The following is a 22,013-nucleotide window of genomic DNA, read 5'->3' as shown; positions in this document are numbered from 1 at the left end:
GGCCGTCCCGGTCCGTTCGCGCCGCCCCGCGCCTATCCTGAAACCGCCGCAACGCACCTCAGGAACACGCATGCTCTCGGGCTTCAAGGTCATCAGCTTCAACCACTTCCACGCCGGGCCGATGGCCGCGCAGCTGCTGGCCGACATGGGCGCGGACGTGATCGCGGTGGAGCCGCTGGACGGCGCGTTCCACCGCAACTGGGCGGTGGCCAACCATTTCGTCGCCGGCCAGAGCGTCAACCTGCTGACCACCGGACGCAACAAGCGCAGCCTGGCGCTGGACATGAAGTCCGCCGACGGCAAGGCCGTCGCGCGCCGCCTGGTCGAGGACGCCGACGTCCTGATGGAGAACTTCCGGCCCGGCGCCATGGAGCGCCTGGGCCTGGGCCACGAACAGGTCAGGGCCTTCAATCCGCGCATCGTCTACGCGTCGGTCAGCGGCTACGGCGCGAGCGGCCCCGACCGCGACCTGCCGGGGCAGGACCTGCTGCTGCAGGCGCGCTCGGGCTTCGCCGCTCGCACCGGCCGCGCCGACGGTCCGCCCACCCCGGCCGGGCCGGTGATCGTCGATCAGCACGCCGCCTCGCTGCTGGCCATGGGCATCCTCGCGGCCCTGCTGGCGCGCGAACGCACCGGCGAAGGCCGCCGGGTCGAGGGCAGCCTGCTGCAGTCGGCCATCGACCTGCAGGCCGAATCGATGACGGCCTGGATGAACGGCGCGCGCTCGGCCACCTCGCGCGGTCCGCACGGGCTGGCCAGCTGGTGCGGCTCGGGGCCCTCGGGCATCCACGCGACGGCCGACGGCCACCTGGCGATCTCGATGGCGGCGCCGGCCGACCTGGCGGTCGCGCTGGACCTGCCCGCGCTGGCCGGATTCGACACCGCCGACAGCTTCGCGCACAGCGCCGAGATCACCCGCCTGGTCGCGGCGCGACTGCCCGATCGCACCACCGCGCAGTGGCTGCCGCTGCTCGCCGCGCGCGGCATCTGGCACATGCCGGTGCAGGACTACGACCAGCTGCGCGACGACCCGCAGCTCGCCCACCTGGGCGTCTTCATCGACGCCGAGAGCGTCGAGGGCGCGCCGATCACGCTGCTCAACCACCCGCTGCGCTACGACGGCCAGGCCCCGGCCGTGCGCTGGGCGCCGCAGCGCCTGGGCCAGCAGACGCGCGACGTGCTCGGCGAACTCGGTTACGGCGACGCGGCGATCGACGCGCTGATCGCCGCCCGCACCGTCGGCGAACCGCCGGCCGCTCGCGCCGCCGCCGCGCCCACCGCCCCCCTCACGCCCGCCGCGCCCGCTTCCTCCTGACCGACCGCCCCGCCATGTTCGATTTCTCCATCCCGCCCGACACCCAGCTGCTCCTGGACACCGTGCGCCGCTTCGTCACCCACGAGGTGCAGCCGCTCGAGAACGAGACCGAGGCCCTGGGCCACGTGCCGCCCGAGGCCTTGGCGCGCGTGCGCGCCAAGGCGCAGGAACTGGGCCTGTTCGCCATGAACATGCCCGAGTCCTGCGGCGGTGGCGGCCTCGACCACGTGACCACCTGCCTGGTCGAGGAGGAGCTGGGCAAGACCTCCGACGCGCTGATCCGGCGCGTGTTCGGCCAGGTCTATCCGATGCTGCTGGCCTGCGACGCCGACCAGCGCGGGCGCTACCTGCTGCCCACCGTCAAGGGCGAGAAGATCTGCGCCATGGCCATCACCGAACCCGGCGCGGGCTCCGACGCGGCGTCGATCTCGACCACCGCCCGGCGCGAGGGCGACCGCTGGATCCTCGACGGCGGCAAGCACTTCATCAGCGACGGCGACATCGCCGACTACGTGATCGTGATGGCGCTGACCGACCGCGAGAAGCGCGCGCGCGGCGGCATCACGCTGTTCCTGGTGGACAAGGGCACGCCGGGCTTCCACGTCGCGCGGGTGCAGCCGATGATGGGCCACCGTGGCTACGGCCACGCCGAGCTGTCGTTCGAGGGCTGCGCCATCCCGGCCGACGCGGTGCTCGGCGAGGTCGGCGGCGGCTTCCGGCTGATCATGAACAGCGTGGCGGGCATCCGCCTCGCGCACATCGGCGCGCGCGCGGTCGGCATGGCGTCCCGGGTGCTGGAGATGATGCGGGTCCACGCGGGCGAGCGCCGCCAGTTCGGCCAGCCGATCGGCGACTTCCAGATGGTGCAGCAGATGATCGCGGACTCGGCCACCGAGATCTTCGCGACGCGGATGATGGTGCTCAATACCGCCTGGGAGCTCGATCAGGGGCGCGATCCGCGCGACAAGGTCTCGATGGTCAAGCTCCACGCCTCCGAGATGATCGGCCGCGTGGCCGACCGGGGCATCCAGGTCTTCGGCGGCATGGGCTTCTGCAAGGAGCTGCCGCTCGAGCGCATCTACCGCGACAGCCGCGTCACGCGCCTGTACGACGGCACGTCCGAGATCCACCGCATGCTGATCGCCAAGGCGGTCATCAGGAACGGGCTCGCTCTGTGACCCCGGCCGCGCTCCGAGTCGGCGACCACCTGTCGTTCCGCAAGACGCTCACCGTCGCCGAGCAGGCGATGTACACCGGCATCAGCGGCAACATGGCGCCGCTGCACGTCGACCGGCGCGCCGCCGCCGAGGCCGGCTTCGCGCAGGCGCTGGCGTTCGAGCTGATCGCGGTGGCGCTGGCGACCACGGCGCTCGACCGCCTGGCCGGGCCGGGCTGGCGCCTGGGCGGGCTGGCGATCGATTTCACGCGGCCGGTGCTGGTGGGCGAGACGATCGAGTCGCGCGTCGAGGTGCTGGAAGCCACCGCGACCCGGGCCGCGTTCGACGTGCGCTGCACCACCGCCGACGGCGAGGTGACGGTCCGGGGCACCGCCACGCTGGTGCCCGTGCACGCCGCGCGGCCGCGCGACTGACGACCGGAGGGCCGCGTCCATGTACGAACTCAAGTCCTTCGACCGCCTGCGCCTGGGCGAGACCGTGTCGGTGCGCAAGACCATCACCGAGGCCGACGGCGCGCTCTACATCGCCGCCACGGGCGACTTCGGTCCCGTGCACGTCGACGAAAGCTACGCGGAGACGACACGCTTCGGCCGGCGCCTGGCCCCGGGCATCCTGGTCGCGGGCATCTGCACCAGCGTCCTGTCGGCCGAACTCGCCGGCACGCTGGGCGTGTCGATCGAGGACCGCTTCTGGTTCACCGGCCCGGTGTTCTACGACGACACGCTCGACTTCAAGGTCTGGATCGCCCAGATGAACCCGCGCACGCGCAGCGTCGTGTGGCAGGCCAGCGCGACCAACGAGCGCGGCCAGCAGGTGCTCAAGGTCGAGGCGACGCTGAAGTTCCCGCGCCAGAGGCCGCCGGTGGAGGCCGCGCCATGAGCGCCGCCGCGCCGCAGCTGCACCTGGTGCGCGTGGACGTCGATCCGGCGCACGAGGCGGCCTTCAACCACTGGTACGACACGGTGCACGTGCCGGCCCTGCTGGCGTGTCCGGGTTGGCTGTCGGCGCGGCGCTTCGTCTCGCTGGAGGGCGGGCCGAAGTACGCGGCCCTGTACGAAGTGGCCGGCGACTGGGTCTACGACACGCCGGAGTTCCACGCCGTCAAGGGCTTCATGGGCTTCGCGCCGCACGTCGCCAACTTCGCGCGGCAGCGCTTCGCCCCGCTCGGCCCCGCCGCCGGCGGCGCGACATGAGGATCCTGCGGCCCCGCCCGCTCGACGCCGCGGCCTTCGCCGCGTTCGGCGACGTCGTCGAGCTGGCGCACGCCCGTCAGCAGGTCATCAACGCGGGCACGACGACCCGTTTCCACGACCTCGCCAGCGTGGACGTCGCCGCCGAGGGCGGCCGCACGCTGCTCAACGTGTTCCGCGCCCGGCCGCAGGCGGCGCCCGTGCGGCTGCGGCTGATGGAGCGCCATCCGCTGGGGTCGCAGGCCTTCCTGCCCCTGGACCCGGCGCCCTGCCTGATCGTGGTGGCGCCCGACGCGGGCGGGCGTCCCGGCCCCCCTCAGGCCTTCGTCACCCACGGCTGGCAGGGCGTGAACTACGCGCGCAACGTCTGGCACCACCCGCTGATCGTGCTGGACGCGGTGCGCGACTTCATCGTGGTGGACCGGGGCGGCCCGGGGGCGAACCTGGAGGAATGCCCGTTCGACGACGCCGTGTTCGTCGAATGGTCGCCGGCGGCGGACTGAGCCGGGCGCCGGACCGCCCCGCCCCTCAGGCCGCCAGGAAGCGCTCCGCGGTGCGCAGCGACAGCGCCATGATGGTCAGCGCCGGGTTGGCGACGAGCGAGCTCGGGAACACCGAGTTGTCGCAGATCCACAGGTTGTCGATGTCGAAGCTGCGGCCGTCGGCGTCCACCACGGCGGTCTCCGGGTCGGTGCCCATGCGGCAGGTGCCGATGGTGTGCGCGGTGCGCTGCAGCACCATGGTCGCGCTGGCGCCCGCCGCCTCGACGATCCGGCGCATCGTGCGCGTCGCGTGCCGGTCGATCGCCGCTTCGTTGGCGCCGGCGCTGAAGCTGACGACCGCCTTGGGCATGCCGAAGGCGTCGCGCTCGTCCGAGAGTTCGAGCCGGTTGCCGTCGGCGGGCAGGCACTCGGCGTTGATGCCGACGCCGGCCATGAAACGGTACCCGTCGACCGCGTCCACCAGGGCCCGGCCCCACAGCCCGGCGCCGCGCACCATCGAGGTCGCCAGCGTGGCGGGCATGGCGCCCAGGCTCTGGATCAGGTAGCCGCCCGCGAAGTCGGCATCGGCCGGACGCAGCGTGTCCTCGGTCAGGAGCGACGACGGATAGCCCCGGTGACTGCGCATCTCGGTGTCGAAACGGCCCCAGACCTGGGTCGCGCCGTGCGCCATGAAGTTGCGCCCGACCTGGCCGCTGCCGTTGGCCAGGCCGGTGTGCAGCAGGAGCCGCGGGGTCTCGATGCCGCCGGCGCAGACGAACAGCGCCGCGCAGCGCTGCCGGCGGTCGACGCCGCGTTGCCGGTAGACGACGCCGGTCACGCGTCCGGCGGCGTCGCGCTCGATGCCGTGGACCCGGCAGCCGGGCCGGATCTCCGCGCCGTGGGCGACCGCCGATGGCAGGTAGGTCGTGTCCATGCTGCCCTTGGAGGCGTTGCGGCACCCCTGGTGACAGGAGCCGCAGTTCACGCAGGCCTGGCGCAGTCCGCCGCCTTCCTGCTGCCAGTCGCGCGAGACCAGGGCGGCCGGCGCGTCGGCGGTGCGGATGCCCAGCGCGGCGCAGCCCCGCGCCATCATGTCCGCCGAGGCGTTGCGACGGGCGGGCGGCAGCGGGTACGTGCGCTCGGGGTCCCACGGATAGCGGGACGGGCCGGAGACGCCGATGAAGCGCTCGACCTGCTCGATGTAGCCGACGAGTTCCGCGTGCGGGATCGGCCAGTCGTGGCCCTGCCCCGTCAGCGTGCGCAGCCGGAGGTCGCGCGGATCGGGGCGCGGCGTGAAGGCGCCCCAGTGCAGGGTCGAGCCGCCGACGCCCGTGCCGCTGTTGTTGGAGCCGAACGCGGTCGGGGTGGCGCCGCCGCTCAGGCGTTCCTCCATCCAGTTGATGTCCGTGCCCTCGGCCTCGTCGGCGGTGTGGTCGCCCGGTTCCCGGTTGTCGCCGGCTTCCAGCGCGACCACGCGGAGGCCGCGCGCGGCCAGCTTCGCGAGCAGCGGCGCGCCCCCGGCGCCGGTGCCGATCACCACCGCGTCCACGACCTCGTCCCCGCCGTGCAGGCGCATCGCATCGAGCTTCATCGCGTCACCTCCATCACCGGTTCCCAGGCTTCCCGTTCGCCGGCGCCCAGCCGCTCGAAACCCTGCTTGCGCGGACCGTCCCCGCCATTGGCGAAACCGTCGAAGCCGATGCGGGCCATGGCCGCGGGATGCGCCAGCCAGAGGCGCACCAGGTCGGCGCGCAGGTCCTCGAACCAGCGCTTCATCTGCGGCCCGGACAGGGCCGCGCCGTCGAACGCCCCCTCGCCCAGGCGGGTGAGGAGGGCGTGGCGTTCGGGCTCGCCGAGCGCGGCGAAGCCGGCCAGCGCGTCGAGCGCCAGGGCATGGGCCTCGCGGTCGGGCGGCAGGTCCGCGAAGCGCCAGCCGTCGGCCTTGCCCGCCGCGAGCTGCGCGTCGATCCGCGCCGCCAGGTCGATCGGCGACCCGGTCTGCGGCACCACGGCGTCGGCCAGCTGGCGCAGGGTGCCCAGCTGCGGCGCGGACAGCACGCGCGGCCGGTAGCCGGCGTCGTCGGCCAGCGCCCGGACCGCGAGCGCGGCGCGCGTGCGGCGGCTCACGCGGGCCGACGCGACCAGGCGGGCGAAGGCCTCGGGCACCGCCGGCCCGACGCCGGCCGTCCCGTGCCAGAAGCGCGTGAGCCGCTCGGCGATCTGCCGCGGGCGTTCCAGCGGCAGCAGGTGACCCGCGCCCGCCTCCACCACGATGTCGGCGCGCGGGTAGACGGTCGCGTTGGTCGCGCGCTGGCCGGCTTCGCCCAGGTCGCCGTCGGTGGCGCCGACGACGATCAGCGCCGGCAGGTCGAGCCGGCCGACCTCGCCCGACCAGTCCTCCAGGCTGCCGCGTTCGAGCCAGGCGAGCCACGCCGCCGGCGACGCGCGCCGCAGGTCGTCGAGGGCGAGCCGGTCGGCCTCGGGCGCGAGCGGATCGCCGACGTTGCCGTCCACGAAAGCGCGGGCGGCATCGGCGTCGAGCGGTCCGTGCGCCGCCCAGCCGATCATCGTCCGGCGCCGGTCCTCGTCCATCGGCTCGGGCGACGGCGGCGACCCGGCCAGCAGCACCACGCCGGCCAGGCCGAACAACCCCGGCGCGCCGGCCAGGGCGCGCGCGGCGACGATCGAGGCGATCTTGCCGCCCAGGCTGTGGCCGACCAGCAGCCAGCGGGCGGCGCCCCGCGCCCGCACGATGGCGGCGACGTGGTCGGCGAGGTCGACGACGCCCAGGTCGGACGCGTCCCGCGCGTCGCCGAATCCGGGCAGGTCGATCGCGACGACCTCGAAGCCGGGGTCGAGCGCGGCGGCGACGCCGTCCCAGGCGCGCGCGCTGCCCCCGAGGGCATGGAGCATGAAGAAAACGGGGCGGTCGTTCATTGGATCGGTCTGGAAGGTGGGTGGGGGCGACCCGGACCACGTCGGGCCACGGTTGTCGCACCCGTGTGACGGCACGGACCGCGCGACGATGGGCCCCGCCCGCCCGCCGCCGGAAGCGACGCATCGGCCATACGGCGGTAGGTGGACAGGCTGGCTTCACGGGTCCGGGCGTCCTGCCCAAGCGCAGACCCGCTCCTACGCGCGGGCGCACGGTTGGCCGCCATCCGGTGCGCAGCGGCGTCGGGACGATTCCCTCATCGTTCAACCCCGACGGAGCACCACCTTGTCAGATCGCCTTTCCATGCAGGACCCCCGCAGCCAGTACCCCCAGCCTCCCTTCCCCCGCCAGCCACAGCCGGCGCCCGGCATTGCCTCGCAAATGGACCCGGTGCCCGACCACGGCGAGACCAGCTACCGGGGCGCGGGCCGGCTCCAGGGCCGCAAGGCCCTCGTCACCGGCGGCGACAGCGGCATCGGCCGGGCCGCGGCCATCGCCTTCGCGCGCGAAGGCGCCGACGTCGCCATCTCCTACCTGGAGAGCGAGGCGGCCGATGCGCGCGAGGTCATCGCGCTGATCGAGGCCGAAGGACGCAAGGCCGTCGCGCTGCCGGGCGACATCACCGACGAGGCCTGGTGCCGGGAGCTGGTCGACCGCACGGTCGGGCAGCTCGGCGGTCTCGACATCCTCGTCATCAACGCCGGACGCCAGCAGAACCGCGAGGACATCTCCAAGGTCACGTCGGAGGATTTCGACCGGACCATGAAGACCAACCTCTACGCGATGCACTGGATCGCGCAGGCGGCCGTGCCGCACCTGCCGCCCGGCGCCTCGGTCATCACCACCGCGTCTATCCAGGCCTACGAGCCCTCGGCGATCCTGCTGGACTACGCGACCACCAAGGCGGGCATCGTGGCCTACACCAAGGCGCTGGCCAAGCAGCTGATCGAGAAGGGCATCCGCGCCAACGTCGTGGCGCCGGGTCCGTTCTGGACGGCGCTGCAGGCCTCGGGCGGACAGCCGCCCGAGAAGGTCGCCAAGTTCGGGGCCGAGAGCGCGTTCGGCCGTCCCGGCCAGCCGGTGGAGCTCGCGCCGGTCTACGTGCTGCTGGCCAGCCAGGAAGGCAGCTACATCAGCGGCGAGGTGTTCGGCGTGACCGGCGGCGCCGGTGTCGCCTGAGGCCCTGGCGGACTCCTCCGGCGTGCGCGGCGACACGGTCTCGGCCCGCCCGGAGGCGCCGCGGCGCGTGGACGGCTACCTGCCGCTCGAGCGTTACGGCGTTCTGGGCGACGGCCGGTCGGTGGCGCTGTCGGGCATCGACGGCTCGATCGACTGGTGGTGCGTTCCCAACCTCGATTCGCCGCCGCTGTTCAACCGGCTGCTCGATCCGGAGGAAGGCGGGCGGTTCGAACTCGCGCCCAGCGCGGCGTTCACCGCGACGCACCGCTACCGCGCGGACAGCAACGTGCTGGAGACGACCTTCGTCACGGCCGATGGCATCGCGCGGCTGACCGAGTCGCTCAATAGCGGCACGGCCGGACGCCTGCCCTGGGCCGAGCTCGCCCGGCGCGTCGAGGGCCTGGAAGGCACGGTGCGGTTCGAGCTGCGGGTGCTGTTCGGCCGGCGCGCGGACGTGGTGAGCCCCTACCACTCCACGACCGGCCGCCACCCGGTCTTCCATGTCGGGCGGGTGCTGGGCGTGCTGCTGCACAGCCCGGGCGTGCGCATGGAGCGCTTCGACGACGGCGCGCGCGGTGCCCTGGAGGTCGGCGCGGGCACGCGCGAGATCGTGGCCGTGGTCGCGGGCGAGGACGAGCCGCTGGTCATCCCGACCATCGAGGACCTGGACGCGCGCATCGAGGTGTCCGACCGCGAATGGAAGGTCTGGGCGCGCGGCCTCGCGCACGAGGCCGGCACCCGGCCGCAGTTCCTGCGCAGCGCGCTGGCGCTGAAGCTGCTGCTGTACTCGCCGACCGGCGCGATCGCCGCGGCCGCCACCACCTCGCTGCCCGAGGGCATCGGCGGCGGCAAGAACTACGACTACCGGTTCGCCTGGGTGCGCGACGCGGGCTACACGGTCAAGGCCTTCCTGGCCGCCGGCGCGCTCGGTGAGGCCAAGGCCGCGTTCACGTGGCTGCTCAAGCGGCTGGAGGCGCACGGCCCGCGCGTCTGCTTCACGCTGCAGGGCGGGGAGGTGCCGCCGGCCAGGGCCGTGGACGTCCCCGGCTACCGGCGCTCCACGCCGGTGCGGGTCGGCAACGACGCCACCTCGCAGCGCCAGCACGGCGTCTTCGGCGACATCTTCGAGACCGCCTCGCGCTTCGTCGAGGGCGGCAACATCCTCGATGCCGCGAGCGCGGAACTGCTGGCGCGGCTGGCTGACCAGTGCGCCGACTGCTGGCGCCAGAAGGACTCGGGCATCTGGGAGCTGGCCGAACTGCAGCACTACACGAACTCGAAGGTCAGTTGCTGGCAGGCGCTCGCGCGCGCGGTCGAGCTGGCCGACGCGGGCCAGTTGCCCACCACCTGCCGCGACCGCTGGTCCCGCGAGCGCGACCGGATCGAGGCTTGGATCGGCGAGCACTGCTGGTCGGAGGCCCTCCAGTCCTACGTGTTCCACCCGGGCTCGGAAAAACTCGACGCGTCCCTGGCGTTGGCCGTGCGCTTCCGCTTCGACGGCCCGGAGCGGCTGGCCAGGACGCTGGACGCCATCGACCGGCACCTCGGCCACGGCGCCTTCCACCACCGCTACAGCGGGGTGGCCGACGAGGAGGCCTGTTTCGTCGCGTGCTCGTTCTGGATGGTGGAGGCGCGGGCCCTGCTGGGCCAGCGCGAGACCGCGCTGGCGAAGCTCCGGGCGCTGGAGGCCGCCCTGGCGCGCGGCGTCGGCGTGTTCGCCGAGATGGTCGATCCGCGCACCGGCGCGATGCAGGGCAACCTGCCCCAGGGGCTGTCGCACCTGGCCCACGTCATGGCCCTCGACACCCTGTCCCGCACGCCCTAGCGGCGGCGCGCCCGCCCCGTGGCCGGCACGGCCGGCGCCTCGCCGCCGTCGGCCAGCAGGTCCGCCAGCCGCCGGGCGGTCCGCGCGGTGGCGCCCTTGCCGGTGATGGCCAGCGCCGGGACGCGCGCCAGCATGCGCTCGAAGACCGCCCGCACCTCCTCCGCGCCGATGTCCTCGATCATCGCGAGGGACGCGGCCAGCGGCGTCACGCTGCCGCTGGCGAACAGTTCCTCCACCGCCTGCTCCATGGTCGCGTGGGTGCGTTCGCCGGCGCGCACGCGCGCCACGGTGAGCTGGTTCTTCGCCCGCTCCAGGTGCACCGGGTCGATGGCCAGGGCCTGCGCGCGCAGCAGTTCGCCCGTGGCCGCCACCAGCGCGTCGAGCTTGTCGGGCGTGGTCACCGCGTGCACCACGAAACTGGCCCACACGTCCCCGGCGTCCAGCATGGCGTAGGCCGTGTAGGCCAGGCCAAGGCGTTCACGGACCCGGTCGACCAGGGGCGAGGACATGCCCTCGCCGAACACGTGGGCGGCCAGCGATGCCGCCAGCCGCCAGCGCTGGCCCGACAGGTCCTCCGCCCGCGCCGGCGCGAGCGGATAGGCGACGTTCAGGAACACCTGCGAGACCTGCGTGAAGCGCAGCGCCAGCGCCTGGCCGACGTGCGCCGGCGGCGCGGGTGGCGCGGGCGGGCGCGGCGCGGACGCCTCGCCCGCCGAGGGCATCGCGGCGAAGAGGGTCTCGGCCTGCGCCAGCCAGGCCCCGACGTCGAAGTTGCCCGCCGCCACGACGACCGTCTTGCCGGCCACGTGGTGCGTCCGCACGTGGCGCACCAGATCGTCCCGGGTGAAGCCCTCGATGTTGCCGACGGTGCCGATCACCGGCATGCCCATCGGGTCGTCGCCCCACAGCGCGCGGTCGAGCAGGTCGCCGGCGCTGTCCTGCGGGTCCTCCTCGTACTCGATGGCCTCCTGGCGGATCACCTCCAGTTCGCGCTGGAGTTCCTGCGCCGGGAAGGTGCCGTTCAGGACGATGTCGGCGGTCATGCCCAGCAACTGCCCGGCGTGGCGGCCCAGGCCGGTCATGAAGTAGCCCGTCATGTCCTTCCCGGTGAAGGCGTTGACGTCGGCGCCCAGGCGTTCCGCGTCCAGGTTGATGGCCTGCACGTCGCGGGTCGCGGTGCCCTTGAAGGCCATGTGTTCCAGGACGTGGCCGATGCCGTTGGTCGCGGGCGTCTCCTCGCGCGAGCCCACGCGCAGGAACACCCCCACGCTGGCGCTGCGCACCTGGGGCATGGCGATGGCGAGCAGCCGGACGCCGTTCGGCAGCGTGCGCAGGGTGGTGGCCGTGGCTTCGGCGAGGGGTGCGGCCATCATTCCGCGCCCTGCGGCGCGCGCGGGCCGACGCCGATGCCGTAGAGCGCGAGCAGGCCGACCACGTGCCCGATGGCCACGCCCGGCTCGCCCGCCTCGATGCGGCCGATGGTCTGGACGTGCACGCCCAGGCGCGCGGCCGCCGCGGCCTGGCCCTCGCCGGCGGCCGACCGGGCGAGCCGCGCCGCCGCCCCCAGTTCCAGGATTGCACGCACGGCGTCGCCGCCGATGTCCGTCGAGATTCGCTTGCCTTGAGCCATGGCGGGGATTGTCGCCGCGCGGGCCCCGGCGCGGGCGCGCGGCGGATTCAGGCCGGCGCGGAACGCGCCCCGGCCGGGCGGCCGATCCAGGTGTCGACGACCTGCAGCAGCCGCTCGGCCGTCACCGGCTTGGTGAGGTGGTCGGCGAAGCCGGCGGCGGCGGTCCTGGCCTTGTCCTGCCGGGTGCCCCAGCCCGTGAGCGCCACGATCGGGGTATCGGCGAGGCCGCATTCGCCACGCAGCCGGGCCGCCACCTCGTGGCCGTCCATCGACGGCAGCCCCAGGTCGAGCAGCACCAGATCGGGCCGCCACGCCGCCACGATGCGCAGCGCCTGCGCTCCGTCGGCCGCGCCGCGCACCGCGTGGCCGCTGGCCTCGATCAGTTCGACCAGCATCCGCAGGCCGTCCGGGTTGTCCTCCACGACCAGGACGCGGCCCGCATTGCCGGACCCCGCCACCGGCGCCGGCCGGGTCTCGGGCGCGATCGCCGGAGCCGCCCGCGGCAGCTCGATGCGGAACGTGGCGCCCTCGTTCAGCCCCGCGCTGCGCACGCCGATCGTGCCGCCGTGCATCTCGATCAGGCGCTTGACGATCGACAGGCCGATGCCCAGCCCGCCGTGCGCCTTGCGCCCGGTGTGCGGCAGCTGGGCGAAGAGCTCGAACAGCCGGACGTGGTCGTCGGGCGGGATGCCCATGCCGTTGTCCGCGACCTCGATCACGACCCGCGCGTCCTGCGCCCAGGCGGCGAGCCGGAGGTCGCCGCCGTCGGGGGTGTACTTGACCGCGTTGTTGAGCAGGTTGGTCACGCTCTGCACCAGCCGCGCCGGATCGACGTGCACGTGCACCGACGCGTCGGGCCGGCGCACGGCGAGGGTGTGGCGGGCCGCGCGCAGCCCCGGGGCGGCCGCCTCGACGGCCTGGTCGAGCAGCGCGGCCACGTCGACCACCTCGCGCTTGAGTTCCACGACCCCGCGGCTGATCCGCGAGACGTCCAGGAGGTCGTCCACCAGGCGCACCATGTGGTGGGCCTGGCGCTCGATCACCTCCAGGCGCCGGGGCTGGCGCGAGAGGTCGTTCTCGCGCTTCATCAGGGCGATGGCGTAGAGCATCGGCGCGATCGGATTGCGCAGTTCGTGCGCCAGGGTGACCAGGAACTCGTCCTTGCGCCGGTCTTGCTCGCGCAGCATGGCGGCCGAGCGCACGCGCTCGATGTGCGTCCAGCACCGCCCGACCACCTCGGTGACCAGGGCCACCTCCTGCGCGGACCATCGGCGCGGCGCCGCGTGATGGATCGCCATCATGGCCACCAGCCGTCCGTGCTTGACCAGGCCGGCGCAGACGATCGCCCGGATGCCGATGGCCTCGAACATGCGGCCGCCGTCCTCGCCCAGTTCCCGCGCCACGTCCTCCACCACCAGGGGGCGCCCCTCGCGCATGCTGGAAGCGGCCTGCAGGCCGAACCGGTCCAGCGAATACACCCCGGCGCTGGACGCCGCGCCCGGCGACCAGTCGCTGCGGATGGTGAAGCGGTCGTTGTCGGCGTCGACGTCGGCGTAGGCGCAGCGCGTGACGCCGAGGTGCTCGCCCAGCAACCGCACCGTGACCTGCATCACCTCCTCCGCGTCGCTCAGCGGCCGCGTGGCCTCCTCGATGCGGTCGAGCACGTCCTTCTTCCTGCGGGCCTCGCGCTGCAGGGCCTCGGCCTGCTTGCGCACGGTGATGTCGACGGCCGTTCCGATCGCGCGGACGCACCGCCCCGACGCATCGAAGAGCCCGCGGCCGCGCGCCGCCACCCAGCGCTCCCGGCCGTCCTCCTTACCGAGCGTGCGGTACTCCACGTCGTACACCGTGCGCAGCGCCGGGTCCTGCGCGGCGGCGAACGCGGCCAGCACGGCCGGAGCGTCCTGCGGATGCAGGCCGGCGACGAAATCGTCCAGCGTCGCCTCGGCCTCGGCCGAGATGCCGAACATCGCCTTGACCCGGGGCGGCCAGAAGAGCGTACCGGTGGGCACGTCCACGTCCCACAGCCCCATGTCCGCCGCCTCGACGGCGAGGCGCAACTGCTCCTCCTTCTGCTCCAGGGAGAGGATGGCGGGCGGACGGTCGGGTCGCGGGGAGGTCATGCCGCGATTCTTGCGCCCGTGCCGGGGGCCGCCGAGCGTGCGATGTCGGCGCAGGCGCCGCGTGCGTGCCATCCACGGTCGCCGGTCCGGTGGCCGGAACGCGCGCGGAGGCCGGCGGATGCGGTGCGGACCGACCACGGGCGGCCCGCGCGCGGTTGCGGCGGTACAGTCGAATACCGATGAGGAACACCCAATGACCACCACGCCCGCTTCGCCGACCGAGGAGGATGTGCCCGTACCGAGTCATCTTCCGTTCCCCGTCATCGGCATCGGCGCCTCGGCCGGTGGCCTGGAGGCCGTGCAGCGCTTCCTGGCGCACGTGCCCGCGGACTGCGGCATGGCGTTCGTGGTGATCCTCCACCTGTCGCCACGCCACCGCAGCAACGCCGCGGAGATCCTCCAGCGCGCCACGCCCATGGACGTGTCCCAGGTCACCGCGCCCGTGCCGATCCGTGCCGGCCATGTCTACGTGATTCCGCCCGGCATGGCGCTGACGATGGACGACGGGCACCTGCGTCCGGTCGCCGACGAGCGCCCCAGGGGCCGGCAGGTGGCCGTGGACGTGTACTTCCGCACCCTGGCCGAGGCGCACCGGGAACGCGCGATCTGCATCGTGATGTCGGGCACCGGCAGCGACGGCGCCCTCGGGCTGCAGCGCGTGAAGGAGCACGGCGGCATCACCCTGGCGCAGCGGCCCGAGGAGGCGGAACACGACGGCATGCCCCTGGCGGCCATCGCCACGGGCCGGGTCGACCTCGTCCTGCCCGTGGCCGAGATGGGCCGGCGGCTGGTGGCGCTGTGGTCCGACGCGAAGCGCATCCACCTGCCCGACGACGCCCCCGCTCCGCCCCCGGGCGAGGCGGCGGGCGGCAACGACGCGGCCCGGGACGAGGCGGCGCTCCAGCAGATCATGGGCCTGCTGCGGTCGTTCACCCGCCACGACTTCAAGCACTACAAGCGCGCCACCGTGCTGCGCAGGATCGAGCGGCGGATGCAGGTCAACCAGGTGCACGACCTGTCGGCCTACCACCGCTTCCTGGAAAGCCACCCCGAGGAGGCCGTCCCCCTGCTGCAGGACATGCTCATCAGCGTCACGAACTTCTTCCGCGACCGCGACGCCTTCGACGCGCTGGAGCGCGAGGTGGTCCCCACGCTGATCGCGCAGAAGTCCGCCGGCGATCCGCTGCGGGTGTGGGTGGCCGGCTGCGCGACCGGCGAGGAAGCCTACTCGGTCGGCATCCTGCTCAAGGAATACGCCGACCTGCAGGCTAAGGCGCTGGACGTGCAGATCTTCGCGACCGACATCGACGAACGCGCAATCGCCACCGCGCGCAAGGGCGTCTACCCCGAGGGCATCGTCGAGGACATCGCCCCGGGACGGCTGCGGCAGTTCTTCGTCCAGGACCACGACCAGTTCCGGATCTCGAACGCGGTGCGCGAACCGATCCTGTTCGCCGCGCACAACCTGCTGCGGGACCCGCCGTTCTCGCGGCTGGACCTGATCACCTGCCGCAACCTGCTGATCTACCTCGATCGCGAGGCGCAGCAGTACGTGCTGGAGGTCTTCCGCCTCGCGCTGCAGCCCAACGGCTACCTCTTCCTGGGCACGTCCGAATCGTCGGACGCGGTGGGCAACCTGTTCGTCGCGGTCGACAAGAAGCACCGGATCTTCCGCGTCAATCCCGATTTCCCGACGCGGCGGTCGCTGCCGCTGGTGACGGACCTGTCGCTGGACGGCTTCGCGGGAACGGCGCGGGCCGGGCAGGCCGTCGCCCGGCGTTCCGAACGCCGCGGCTTCGCCGAGGTGCACCAGCGCGCGGTGGAGCAGTACGCGCCCCCGAGCGTGCTGGTCGACAGGCACCACAACATCTGCCACATGTCCAAGGGGGTGGGACGCTTCATGGAGCGGCTGCAGGGCGAGCCCTCGGACAACCTCCTGAGCAACGTGCGCGACGACATCCGCCTCGAACTGCGCACCGCCCTGTTCAAGGCCGCGCAGTCCGAGCGCAGCGTGGAGACGCGCCTGCTCCAGCGCGAGGTCGACGGCCGGCAGTTCCACCTCAACATCATCGTGCGCCCGGTGCGCCCGGAGCCGGGCACCGGGCCGCTCACCCTGGTGGTCTTCGACGAGGTCGAGGAGAGCATCCGGCCGCACGAGGGCGGCCCGCCCGACCCCGCCCGCGCCCAGCTGATCGGCCAGCTCGAGCACGAGATCAAGCAGATGAAGGTGCATCTGCAGGAGACGATCGAGACCGCGGAGACCTCCACCGAGGAACTCAAGGCCTCCAACGAGGAACTGCAGGCCATCAACGAGGAACTGCGCTCGGCGACCGAGGAGCTGGAGACGAGCAAGGAGGAACTGCAGTCGATGAACGAGGAACTCGTCACCGTCAACTTCGAGCTGAAGGTGAAGGTCGAGGAACGGGGCCACATCAACGACGACCTGCAGAACCTCATCACCTCGTCGGAGATCGCGACCATCTTCGTGGACCGGGGCATGCGCATCAAGCGCTACACGCCGCAGGCGAGCAAGCTGTTCGCGCTGATCCCGACCGACCACGGGCGATCGCTGTTCGACATCACCAGCCGCCTGAACTATCCCGAGCTGGCCGACGACGCGGCGTCCACGTTCAAGGACCTGCGCGTGTCGGAGCGGCACGTCTCGGGCATGGACGGCTCGCGCTACCTCGCCCGCATCCTTCCCTACCGCACCGCCGACGACAAGATCGAAGGCGCGATCATCAACTTCTTCGACGTCACCAAGCTGCGCGACGCGCAGCAGCTGGCCGAGGCGAACGAGGAACGCCTGCGGCTCGTGGCCGCCACCACCCGCGACTTCATCATCATCACCACCGACGAGGACGGCATCGTCACGACCTGGAACGCGGGGGCCGTCAGCGCCTTCGGCCACGGCGAGGCGGAGATGGTCGGCCAGCCGATCGCCACCATCTTCACGCCGGAGGACCGCGCCGCCTCGGTGCCGGAGCGGGAACTGCGCGACGCGGCGACCCGGGGCCGGGCGGAGGACGAGCGCTGGCACCTGCGCAAGGACGGGGGGCGGATCTACTGCAGCGGCGTCATGACGCCGATCGCGCTGGACGGCCACAAGGGCTTCGCGAAGATCGCCCGCGACATGACCGAGGGCAAGCAGGCCGAACTCGCGCAGGAGCAGCAGCTCTCGCGGGAGAAGAAGGCCAACCTCACCGCGCAGACGGCCAACGAGCTCAAGGACAAGTTCCTGGCCGTAATGTCGCACGAGCTCAAGCAGCCGCTCAACCTCATCCAGATGAACGTCGAGCTGCTGACGCGGTTGCCGCTCGCGACGCGCGAGCCCCGGGTGATGGCGATCGGCGAGACCATCAAGCGCGCGGTGGGCAGCCAGACGCGCATCATCAACGACCTGCTGGACCTCTCGCGCATCCGCACCGGCAAGCTGCGACTCAACCGCGTGACGCTCGACCTCGGCGAGCTGGTCGAATCGCTCGCCCAGGCCGCCGACGTGCGGGCCAAGCACCAGACGCTGACGCTCGCGTGCGAGCCGGGGATCCTCTGCATGGGCGACCGCACCCGCATCGAGCAGATCGTCTGGAACCTGCTGAGCAATGCCATGAAGTTCACCCCGGAGGGCGGCGCCATCGCCGTCGGCGTGGCGAGGGAGGAGCGCGCGGCGCGCGTGACGATCGAGGACGACGGCTGCGGCATCGCGCCGGAATTCCTCTCCCACGTCTTCGGGATGTTCAATCAGGTCGAGGTGGGCGCCATGCCGGCCAACGGGGGCCTGGGCATCGGCCTGGCGCTGGTCCACGAACTCACGCGCGCCCACGGCGGGCGCGTGCAGGCCCATTCCGAGGGCCTCGGCAAGGGCGCGCGGTTCACCGTCTGGCTCCCGCTGAGGACGGCGTCGGGGCCGGTGGGCGAGGTCGCGCCGGCCCGCGCGATCGCGCAGAGCTTTTCCGGCCTGCGCCTGCTGGTGGTGGACGACTACATCGACGGGCTCCTGCCGTTGGCCGAGGTGCTGCGGCTGGAGGGTGCGCTCGTCGATGTCGCCGCCAACGGCAAGGAAGCCCTGAGCGCGCTGGAATCGAAGTCCTACGACCTGCTGATCTCGGACCTGGGCATGCCCGAGATGGATGGCTACGAACTGATCCGCGAGATCCGACGGCGGACGTCGACGGCCGAGCTCTACGCCATCGCGATGTCGGGATTCGGCCGTCGCACCGACGCGCGCAAGGCCTTCGACGCGGGCTTCGACGCCCACGTGCCCAAGCCGGCGACCATCGAGGAACTCAGGAGCGCGATGGCGCGCAGCAGGGTCTGAACGGCCGGCGCGACGAGCAGGGGACCGCCGCACCCAGGGCCGGAGCGGCGCTGACGACCGAGCGGCCGTCGGAGCCGCCGCACTGCAGCCCGACCACCCGGTGACGCCAGGGAACGGGACGTCGCCGCGCCAGGTTGGCTCGCGCCAACATGCCCTGCGGCCGTTCACGGCCCCGCGCGATGGTCGCGCGCGTTCCGCCTTCGTCCTGGATCGTGAGCGCGGCGGACATCCCCGGCTCCGGGGCCGCGAGCGTGTCGCCCGGCGGCGCGATCTGGTCGACCTCGCGCCCGGTCCGATCGCGTGCACGCCGGCGAACATCGGGGTGGTCGGCAGGCCCGCGCAGGTTCCGCCGCGGCCGCGCCAGTCCCTTGCCGGTCCCGCGCATGCCGCAGCCGCTGTCGTGCGTGATCGCCACCACCCCCATCCACATGGGTGATTCAGCCGGAGGCCAGCGCCGCCGCGAGCCCGGGCTGGGCCAGGTGCGGCGCGCGCTGGGCCGCCAGCGCCACGATGGGGCCGAAGCGGCGCTGCTTCTTCTGCGCGTGGTTCTGCGCGATGTCGGCGATGCGGTGGTCGAGGAACGGATTCTCGAAGCGCTCCCGCACGTCGGTCAGGTAGGCGTCGGCCTGCGCACGGGCGGCGACTCCCAGCGCGCCGAACACCGGCAGGATCTCGTCGGCCCACACCGCCTCCAGCCCGCCGCGCAGCGTGGCGTCGGCCATCGCTTCGCGCACGGTCGCGCCGGGCGCCCCGCCGTCGCGCAGCCAGCGTTCGGCGAGCCAGGTGTGGCCGGCGTTGAGCAGGAACAGCTTGAGCCGCTCGTAGAACGCCAGGTCGTCGGTCAGCACGATCGCGGGGTGGGTGCACGGCAGGCGTAGGCCGCTCTGGCGCTCGACGACCCAGGCGGCATAGGGCTCGGCGACCGCGCCGACCGGCTCGATGGCCTCGGAGACGATGCGGTCGACCAGGGAATTGCCCCAGACGCAATGGCCCGTCAGCCACGCGTCGAAGTCGGCGCCCAGTCCCCACCCACGCGCGAGGTCGCGGACCACGTCGCGCAGCACGTCGCCGTTGCGCGCCACCAGTTCGCACGGCAGCAGGGTCAGCGCCTCGGCCGGCGCGGCCGTCCAGCGGCCGTGCAGAAGCACCAGCAGCTTGGCGGGAAAGCCGTGCGGCGCGGGCGCGCCCGCGGCCAGGGCCGCCGGGCCGTCGCGCTCGTCCGGAAGGTAGCCCCGGTCCGCGGTGTTGGAGACCACCACCTGCACCTCGCCCCCGGCCATCGCGGCGCGCAGCGCGGGCCACCGGGCGGCGGCCTGCCAGGCCTCGCGCACCGCCGTGCACGCGACGGTGCGGTCCACGCGCTCGCCCCGGGCGAGGCCCCGGATGCGCACCGGATACCCGGCGCCCGACGCCAGCGCCGCCACGCGGGCGGCGCTGGCGGGGCGATCGGTGGTCTGCACCACGGTGATGCCGCCGAGCGCGTCGCCGGCGCCGCCGACACCCGCGAGCGCCTCGTGCACGAACAGGTCGACGTGCGCCTGCAGGAAGCGGCTGGTGCCGAACTGGAGGATGGGCTGGACCATGGCGCGGCTCAGACTTCCACGATCGCCTTGACCACGCCGCGCGTCGGATCGAGCAGCTGGGCGAAATCACGGGGCACGTCGGCCAGCGCCAGGCGATGGGTGTTCAGCGCCGCCGTGGGCACGAGGCCGTCGCGCATGGCGGCGATCACGGTCTCGAAATCCTCCGTGGTGGCGTTGCGGCTGCCCAGCAGCGTCGTCTCGCGCTTGTGGAACTCGGGGTCGGAGAAGGTGATGGTGTCGCGCACCACCGAGATCAGGACGTAGGTGCCGCCGTGCGCCACGAAGCCGAACCCGCGCTCGATCGCCTTGCCGTTGCCGGTGGCGTCGAAGACGACGTCGAAGAACTCGCCGTCGGTGATCTCGCGCAGGCGCGCCTCGTCGCCCTCCCCCAGCGCGACCGCATCGGCCACGCCGAGTTCGCGGCGGCAGAAGTCCAGGCGGTCCTGCCGGCCGTCGATGGCGGTTACCACGCCGCCGCGCATGCGGGCGAAGATCATGGTGGCCATGCCGATCGGCCCGGCGCCGACGACCAGCACCCGCTGGCCGGGCTGGACATCCCCACGGCGCACGCCGTGGGCGCCGATGGCGAGGAATTCCACCATCGCGGCCTGGTCCAGCGTGACGCCCTCGGCCTGGTGCACGAAGGCTTCCGGCAGGCTGAGGTATTCGGTGAAGGCGCCGTCGCGGTGCACGCCCAGCACCTGGATGTTCACGCAGCAGTTGGTCTTGCCCTGGCGGCAGGCCACGCACCGGCCGCACGACAGGTAGGGCATCACGTAGCACACGTCGCCCACCCGCAGCCGGCCGCCCGGTACCGCCTCCTCCACGATGCCCGAGAGCTCGTGGCCCATGACCCTCGGATACTGGAGGAAAGGCTGGTTGCCGGTGAAGATGTGCAGGTCGGTCCCGCAGACGCCCACGCGCTTCACGCGCAGCAGCACGTCGCCTTCGCCGCGCACGGGGCGCTCGCGTTGCTCGGCGCGCAGTGTTCCGGGGGTTTCGCAGATGACGGTCAGCATGGTGGATCTCGGGAAAGTGGGGGGGGGAGGGGATAGGTGCGTCGGGCGACGCCCGGAACGCGCGCGCAGGCTCAGTTGTTCGCGTGGTACTTGGTGTCGATGGCCTCGAGCTTGCCGTTCTCGGTGTTCCTGGCCACCCAGGCGTCGAGCCCGGCCTCGCGCCCGAGCAGCGACGGCACGACCGTCCAGCGCAGGTCACCCCGGACGTACGCCGGGTACGCGGTGGTCAGGAAGCCCATGGATGGGCTCCTTGCTCGCCGGACCAGGGAGCGGAGAAATCGAATGCGTATTTCATGGGGGGCCTTGGCGGTTCCACAACCGCGCATGGTGTATTGGTCAGGCCAATTTGGCGGGAAATCGCGATTCGGCCTTACCGTGTTTACCCTACGGCGCGTCCGGCGCGCTGCCGGACCCCTCGGGATTCTTTCAGGAAGGCCTTTCACAGCCACGGGCGGTCCATGGGGCGCGCGAACCTCTATATTGGCCTGACCAGCAGCAAACGCCCTCGCCGGCCCGGCCCCGCCATGGAAGACCTTTCCCGATCGCCCGACACCCGCCGTCTCTATCACCTGATCGCCGACAAGCTGCGCGTGCTCATCCAGCGGGGCGATCACCCCGAGGGCAGCCGCCTGCCGCCGGAGCGCGACCTCGCGCAGCAACTGGGCGTGTCGCGGCCGTCGCTGCGCGAGGCGCTGATCGCCCTGGAGATCGAGGGCACGGTGGAGATCCGGATGGGCTCGGGCGTCTACGTGTGCTCACAGGCGTCGCGACGCCCGGGCGCCGCCATCGCAATGGGCGAGAGCCCCGCCGAACTGATGCAGGCGCGGGCCGCCCTGGAAGGCACGGTCGTCGTCCTGGCCTGCGCCCACGCGACCCCGCGCGCCCTGACGCGCATCCACGAGAGCGTCGAGGGCATGCGCGCGGACATCGACGCGGGCCGCGACATCCTGGCCCACGACCGTGAATTCCACGTCCGCATCGCCGAGATGAGCGGCAACTCGGTGCTGGTCACGCTGGTCGGCATGCTGTTCGACGAACGCCAGGGCGCGCTCGCGAGCCACATGCGCAAGCGCCTGGAAGGCCGGCCCACCGCGCACGCCGCCCTGGCGGAACACGAGCGGATCTACCGCTGCCTGCGCGCGGGCGACCCGCTGGCCGCCGAAGCCTCGATGCGCTCGCACATCGGCGCCGCCGCCGACCGCTGGGTCACGCCCTGACGACGCCGTCGCGCCGCCG

General features: G+C 72.8%; 19 protein-coding genes. 10 read left to right on the top strand and 9 right to left on the bottom strand.

Features of this window, described 5'->3' with window-relative positions:
• The first annotated feature begins 70 nt into the window (after positions 1–70).
• From NF681_02930 to NF681_02905, 6 genes are read left to right on the top strand one after another with little or no spacing between them, the layout of a single operon-like run.
• Entirely contained in the window at positions 71–1,315 is a 1,245-nt protein-coding gene (locus tag NF681_02930; GenBank protein UST52633.1) for a CoA transferase, read from the top strand.
• Positions 1,316–1,329: 14 nt separating this feature from the next.
• Complete coding sequence (locus NF681_02925; GenBank protein UST52632.1) at positions 1,330–2,493, top strand: acyl-CoA dehydrogenase family protein; 1,164 nt, start codon at positions 1,330–1,332, stop codon at positions 2,491–2,493.
• A complete protein-coding gene (locus tag NF681_02920; GenBank protein ID UST52631.1) occupies positions 2,490–2,906 on the top strand; it encodes a hypothetical protein in 417 nt (138 codons plus the stop codon). The genes NF681_02925 and NF681_02920 overlap by 4 nt, the downstream gene beginning before the upstream one ends.
• Positions 2,907–2,925: 19 nt before the next feature.
• Positions 2,926–3,372: a MaoC family dehydratase N-terminal domain-containing protein gene (locus tag NF681_02915; protein UST52630.1), complete on the top strand. Its 447-nt coding sequence runs from the start codon at positions 2,926–2,928 to the stop codon at positions 3,370–3,372.
• Positions 3,369–3,686: a hypothetical protein gene (locus tag NF681_02910; GenBank protein UST52629.1), complete on the top strand. Its 318-nt coding sequence runs from the start codon at positions 3,369–3,371 to the stop codon at positions 3,684–3,686. Before NF681_02915 ends, NF681_02910 begins: the two co-directional genes overlap by 4 nt.
• Positions 3,683–4,186: an ureidoglycolate lyase gene (locus NF681_02905; GenBank protein ID UST52628.1), complete on the top strand. Its 504-nt coding sequence runs from the start codon at positions 3,683–3,685 to the stop codon at positions 4,184–4,186. The genes NF681_02910 and NF681_02905 overlap by 4 nt, the downstream gene beginning before the upstream one ends.
• 25 nt (positions 4,187–4,211) lie before the next feature.
• Here NF681_02905 and NF681_02900 read toward each other — a convergent pair whose 3' ends face one another.
• The gene (locus NF681_02900) at positions 4,212–5,756 is read right to left on the bottom strand and encodes a GMC family oxidoreductase (GenBank protein ID UST52627.1); all 1,545 of its coding nucleotides are present in this window, start codon (positions 5,754–5,756) and stop codon (positions 4,212–4,214) included.
• The gene (locus NF681_02895) at positions 5,753–7,102 is read right to left on the bottom strand and encodes an alpha/beta hydrolase (GenBank protein ID UST52626.1); all 1,350 of its coding nucleotides are present in this window, start codon (positions 7,100–7,102) and stop codon (positions 5,753–5,755) included. The genes NF681_02900 and NF681_02895 overlap by 4 nt, the downstream gene beginning before the upstream one ends.
• A 301-nt stretch (positions 7,103–7,403) precedes the next feature.
• Between NF681_02895 and NF681_02890 the strand changes: the two genes are divergently transcribed.
• Together NF681_02890 and NF681_02885 are read left to right on the top strand one after the other, a co-directional pair.
• Complete coding sequence (locus NF681_02890) at positions 7,404–8,279, top strand: SDR family oxidoreductase (protein ID UST52882.1); 876 nt, start codon at positions 7,404–7,406, stop codon at positions 8,277–8,279.
• 79 nt (positions 8,280–8,358) lie between these two features.
• The gene (locus tag NF681_02885; protein ID UST52881.1) at positions 8,359–10,104 is read left to right on the top strand and encodes a glycoside hydrolase family 15 protein; all 1,746 of its coding nucleotides are present in this window, start codon (positions 8,359–8,361) and stop codon (positions 10,102–10,104) included.
• Here NF681_02885 and NF681_02880 read toward each other — a convergent pair.
• The 3 genes from NF681_02880 to NF681_02870 are packed head-to-tail and all read right to left on the bottom strand — an operon-like array spanning position 10,101 to position 13,857.
• Positions 10,101–11,474, bottom strand: a complete 1,374-nt coding sequence (locus tag NF681_02880) for an insulinase family protein (GenBank protein UST52625.1) — start codon at positions 11,472–11,474, stop codon at positions 10,101–10,103. The genes NF681_02885 and NF681_02880 overlap by 4 nt on opposite strands.
• On the bottom strand, positions 11,474–11,734 hold the full coding sequence (locus NF681_02875) for a helix-turn-helix domain-containing protein (GenBank protein UST52624.1): 261 nt from the start codon (positions 11,732–11,734) through the stop codon (positions 11,474–11,476). Before NF681_02875 ends, NF681_02880 begins: the two co-directional genes overlap by 1 nt.
• Before the next feature lie 47 nt (positions 11,735–11,781).
• On the bottom strand, positions 11,782–13,857 hold the full coding sequence (locus NF681_02870) for an ATP-binding protein (GenBank protein ID UST52878.1): 2,076 nt from the start codon (positions 13,855–13,857) through the stop codon (positions 11,782–11,784).
• A gap of 193 nt (positions 13,858–14,050) precedes the next feature.
• On the opposite strand from NF681_02870, the gene NF681_02865 reads away from it, so the two are divergent.
• Complete coding sequence (locus NF681_02865) at positions 14,051–18,175, top strand: ATP-binding protein (protein ID UST52877.1); 4,125 nt, start codon at positions 14,051–14,053, stop codon at positions 18,173–18,175.
• On the opposite strand, the gene NF681_02860 is transcribed toward NF681_02865, so the two are convergent.
• From NF681_02860 to NF681_02845, 4 genes are all read right to left on the bottom strand, one after another.
• A complete protein-coding gene (locus NF681_02860; protein UST52876.1) occupies positions 18,144–18,590 on the bottom strand; it encodes a UxaA family hydrolase in 447 nt (148 codons plus the stop codon). The two genes, NF681_02865 and NF681_02860, sit on opposite strands and share 32 nt — an antisense overlap.
• A 22-nt stretch (positions 18,591–18,612) precedes the next feature.
• Positions 18,613–19,758, bottom strand: coding sequence for a mannitol dehydrogenase family protein (locus NF681_02855; protein ID UST52875.1), 1,146 nt, complete (start codon positions 19,756–19,758; stop codon positions 18,613–18,615).
• An 8-nt stretch (positions 19,759–19,766) separates the two neighbouring features.
• Entirely contained in the window at positions 19,767–20,777 is a 1,011-nt protein-coding gene (locus tag NF681_02850; protein ID UST52874.1) for a zinc-binding alcohol dehydrogenase family protein, read from the bottom strand.
• A gap of 71 nt (positions 20,778–20,848) precedes the next feature.
• Positions 20,849–21,016 (bottom strand): hypothetical protein, encoded by a 168-nt coding sequence (locus NF681_02845; GenBank protein UST52873.1) that lies wholly within the window; start codon positions 21,014–21,016, stop codon positions 20,849–20,851.
• A 285-nt stretch (positions 21,017–21,301) separates the two neighbouring features.
• On the opposite strand from NF681_02845, the gene NF681_02840 reads away from it, so the two are divergent.
• Positions 21,302–21,994, top strand: a complete 693-nt coding sequence (locus NF681_02840) for a FadR family transcriptional regulator (protein UST52872.1) — start codon at positions 21,302–21,304, stop codon at positions 21,992–21,994.
• Positions 21,995–22,013 lie beyond the last annotated feature (19 nt).

Source organism: Comamonadaceae bacterium OTU4NAUVB1 (assembly GCA_024372625.1).
GTDB lineage: Bacteria > Pseudomonadota > Gammaproteobacteria > Burkholderiales > Burkholderiaceae_C > Variovorax.
This window is presented reverse-complemented; position numbering and strand designations above follow the sequence as displayed.